At 62.8% G+C, this 2,792-nt stretch carries 4 protein-coding genes and 1 pseudogene; all 5 read left to right on the top strand.

The window, feature by feature from the left end:
- A partial coding sequence (locus ABYB95_RS20750; RefSeq protein ID WP_372661357.1) for an aldehyde dehydrogenase family protein occupies window positions 1–123 on the top strand: 123 nt, incomplete at its 5' end.
- Window positions 120–977, top strand: a complete 858-nt coding sequence (locus tag ABYB95_RS20745; RefSeq protein ID WP_372661354.1) for an alpha/beta fold hydrolase — start codon at window positions 120–122, stop codon at window positions 975–977. The genes ABYB95_RS20750 and ABYB95_RS20745, both read left to right, overlap by 4 nt.
- Window positions 978–1,004: 27 nt before the next feature.
- A complete protein-coding gene (dmpE, locus tag ABYB95_RS20740; RefSeq protein ID WP_372661350.1) occupies window positions 1,005–1,790 on the top strand; it encodes a 2-oxopent-4-enoate hydratase in 786 nt (261 codons plus the stop codon).
- Window positions 1,791–1,801: 11 nt separating this feature from the next.
- Window positions 1,802–2,590 carry a 2-oxo-3-hexenedioate decarboxylase gene (dmpH, locus tag ABYB95_RS20735; protein WP_372661347.1) on the top strand — a complete coding sequence of 263 codons (789 nt, stop codon included), beginning with the start codon at window positions 1,802–1,804 and terminating at the stop codon, window positions 2,588–2,590.
- Between the two features lie 10 nt (window positions 2,591–2,600).
- Window positions 2,601–2,792: pseudogene (locus tag ABYB95_RS20730) on the top strand (carboxymuconolactone decarboxylase family protein); the annotation flags it as partial.

The following is a 2,792-nucleotide window of genomic DNA, read 5'->3' as shown; positions in this document are numbered from 1 at the left end:
TGGTTCCTGCGCGATCTGCGAACCGCGTTTGGTGGCTCCAAGTCTTCTGGCATCGGCCGCGAAGGCGGCGTGCACTCGCTGGAGTTCTACACCGAGCTGCGCAACGTGATGGTGAAACTGTGAACGCCCCGCACAACCCCGAACTCGCCCGAGGAGTCCGCACGGGCAGCTTCAACACCAATGTGCACGACCTCGGCGAATCCCGCCCGGGTCAACCGCCTGTGTTGTTCATCCATGGCTCTGGCCCAGGTGTGAGCGCCTGGGCCAACTGGCGCCTGGCGCTGCCTGTCATCGCTGAACAGCGCCGCGTGATCGCGCCCGACATGGTGGGCTTTGGCTACACCGATCGACCCGAAGGCATCGGCTACGATATGGACACCTGGGTGCAACAGGTGCTCGACCTGATGGATGCCATGGAGCTCCCACAAGTGGACCTGGTGGGCAACTCCTTTGGCGGTGCGCTCTCGCTGGCACTGGCCATACGGGCACCGCAGCGCGTGCGCCGTCTGGTGCTCATGGGCTCGGTGGGCGTGCCCTTTCCCATCACGCGGGGGCTCGACGCCGTGTGGGGATATGAGCCTTCGCTGGCCAATATGCGCAGCCTGCTCGACATCTTTGCGCACAGCCGCCAGCTCGTCACCGACGAACTCGCATGGCTGCGTTATGAAGCCAGCGTGCGTCCCGGCTTTCAGGAATCGTTCGCTGCCATGTTCCCCGCGCCGCGCCAGCGCTGGGTCGACGCGATGTGCAGCTCTGAAACCGCCATTCGCGGGCTCCCTCACGAAACACTCATCGTGCACGGTCGCGAAGACAAGGTGATCCCGCTGAGCAATTCGCTCACGCTCAACCAGTGGATCCCCAACAGCCAATTGCATGTGTACGGCCAGTGTGGCCACTGGACACAGATCGAACACGCGGCTCGCTTTGCCCAGTTGGTTTCCGGCTTCTTCGCAGAGGCTGATGCCAACCGCAGCTGAATTTTCAACTTTCATCAAACGAACACCATGGACATCTCCACCATTCAGAAGTACGGCGACGAGCTGTACCAGGCCTTGCAAAGCCGCCACGCCGTTGCACCGCTGACCGACCGCGAACCGGGCATCACGATCGACGACGCGTACCAGGTCCAGCTGCGCATGATCCAACGCCGGCTCGACGCGGGTGAACACGTGGTGGGCAAGAAGATCGGCGTCACCAGCAAGGTGGTGATGGACATGCTCAAGGTCAACCAGCCCGACTTCGGCCACTTGCTCTCGGGCATGGTGTTCAACGAGGGCGAGGCACTGTCCATGGGCCAGTTCATCGCGCCCAAGGCCGAAGCCGAGGTGGCTTTCGTTTTGAGCCGCGACCTGAGCGGACCGGGCGTGACCGCTGCCGATGTGTTGCGCGCCACCGACTGCGTGATGCCCTGTTTCGAGATTGTCGACTCTCGCATCCGCGACTGGAAGATCAAGATCCAGGACACCGTGGCCGACAACGCCTCCTGCGGAGTGCTCACCCTGGGAGGTGTGCGCAAAAGCCCGCGCCATCTGGACCTGGCTTTGGCTGGCATGGTGCTGGAAAAAAACGGCGAAATCATCAGCACCTCGGCGGGCGCCTCGGTGCAAGGCTCACCCGTCAACGCAGTGGCCTGGTTGGCCAACACGCTGGGTCGGCTTGGCATCGGACTCCAAGCGGGCGACGTGATCCTCTCGGGGTCGCAATCGCCGCTGGTGCCCGTGGTGGCTGGCGACAGCCTGTATTGCAGTGTGGGTGGCCTGGGCGGCACATCCGTGCGATTTGTAGCCTAAGAAAGAACAACATGAAACTTGACACCAATACCCTCGCCCGCCTTGCCGATCTTCTGGAAAACGCCGAGCTACAGGCCAAGGACGTGACCAAGATCACCGACGACCATCCTGCCATGGACTGGGACGATGCCTACGCCATCCAGGACCAGATCCGCCAGCGCAAGGAGGCGCGTGGCCAGAAGACCGTCGGCCTGAAATGCGGCCTGACCTCACATGCCAAGATGAAGCAGATGGGCGTGACCACGCCGGTGTTCGGTTTCATCTCGGACTACATGGCCTGCCCCGAGGGGAGCGACATCAAGATGTCTGAGCTCATCCACCCCAAGGTGGAAGCCGAGATCTGCGTCGTCACCAAGACCGCGCTACGCGGTCCCGGCTGCCATGTGGCCACGGTGCTGGCTGCGATCGACTTTGTGGTGCCTGGCGTGGAGATCATCGACAGCCGCTACAGAGATTTCAAGTTCGATCTCAAAAGCGTGATCGCCGACAACACCTCGGCTTCGCGCTTCGTTGTCGGCGGGCGGGCACGCAACGCCGACGAACTGGATCTGCGCACGCTGGGCGTGGTGCTGGAAAAAAACGGCGAGATCGTTGCCATGGCTGCAGGTGCTGCCGTGATGGGCCACCCCGCCGCGGCCATCGCCGCACTGGCCAACCACCTGGGCGCTCGCGGCAAGGAGATCCCGGCGGGCAGCTTCATCATGACGGGCGGCGTGACTGAGGCGATTGCCGTGCAAGCGGGCGACAGCATCAACGTGCGCTTCCAGGACCTGGGAACGGTCGGCATGCGCTTCGTTTGAGGAGAACACCATGGCCCGTCTTGAAACGCTTCGCATCGATCCTTCGCACGAGCTGGCGGAGGAATTTGCCTTCTTCGAACGAACGCTGGGGTTTGTGCCCAACAGCTTGCTGACGATGGCCCGTAGGCCCGGCTTGGCACGTGGTCTGATCGCTCTCAGTCGGGGGGTGTACGACCCCAAGGGCGAGGTCGACCTGGGACTC

The organism is Hydrogenophaga sp. (genome assembly GCF_041633695.1).
GTDB lineage: Bacteria > Pseudomonadota > Gammaproteobacteria > Burkholderiales > Burkholderiaceae_C > Hydrogenophaga.
Note: the sequence above shows the minus strand (reverse complement) of the source record. Positions and strands in the feature narration are given on the sequence as shown.

Coding starts and splice junctions, on each gene's coding strand:
- dmpH (WP_372661347.1), top strand. CDS start 1,802: ATGAAACTTGACACCAATACCCTCGCCCGCCTTGCCGATCTTCTGGAA.
- dmpE (WP_372661350.1), top strand. CDS start 1,005: ATGGACATCTCCACCATTCAGAAGTACGGCGACGAGCTGTACCAGGCC.